The 709-nt window shown below is 66.7% G+C and carries 1 pseudogene; it reads left to right on the top strand.

Going from position 1 to position 709, the window contains the following annotated elements:
- Positions 1-51: 51 nt before the first annotated feature.
- Positions 52-709: pseudogene (locus JAO81_RS44185) on the top strand (NTP-binding protein); the annotation flags it as partial.

Here is a 709-nt window from a genome sequence, read left to right as displayed (position 1 = left end):
AGCCGCTGCCACGATCAACTCGGCCCGCCGCAAGACCATGAGGAGGGCCGCGTGAACGCCGAGAGGGCCGAGGACATCGCTGCTCGCAATCAGTTGACCGGCGCACCGATTCCGCCGCCGGCCAACCCCATGGCTGTGGCCCGGCACTTGGAATCGGCATGGATGCGCGGCCAGGCGCTGACGCTGCGGCACTGGCGGGGAGCATGGATGCAGTGGAAGGGCCCGCACTGGCGGGAACTCGACGACCAGGAAGTCCGTGCCGACCTGTACCGGAAGTTGGAGAACGCCACCTACGAGCAGACCGTCAAAGGCGAGGTAGAGGTACGCGACTGGTCGCCGACGAAACGGAAGATCGCTGATCTGACCGAGGCGATTACCGCCGTCACCCACCTGCGCCCGTCCGTCGACGTGCCCCAGTGGATCGGTGATCCCGCCTCTGCGCACGGAAGATCCGCACCCGTGGTGGCCTGCCGCAACGGGCTGCTGAACGTCTGCGACCGGGAACTGTCGCCCCTCACACCGGAGTTCTTCAACCTGGTGTCCGTCCCGTTCAACTACGACCCCGATGCGACCGCCCCGCACTGGCTGGCCTTCCTCGAACAGCTATGGCCCGATGACCCCGGCTCGGTCGAGGCGTTGCAGGAGTGGTTCGGCTACATCCTGGGCGGGGCCACGGACCAGCAGAAGATCATGCTGATGGTCGGCCCGT

Origin of the sequence: Streptomyces sp. N35 (assembly GCF_016464295.1) — a bacterium.
Lineage (GTDB): Bacteria > Actinomycetota > Actinomycetes > Streptomycetales > Streptomycetaceae > Streptomyces.
The sequence above is the reverse complement of the archived record's forward strand: the minus strand, read 5'-3'. Positions and strand labels throughout refer to the sequence as shown.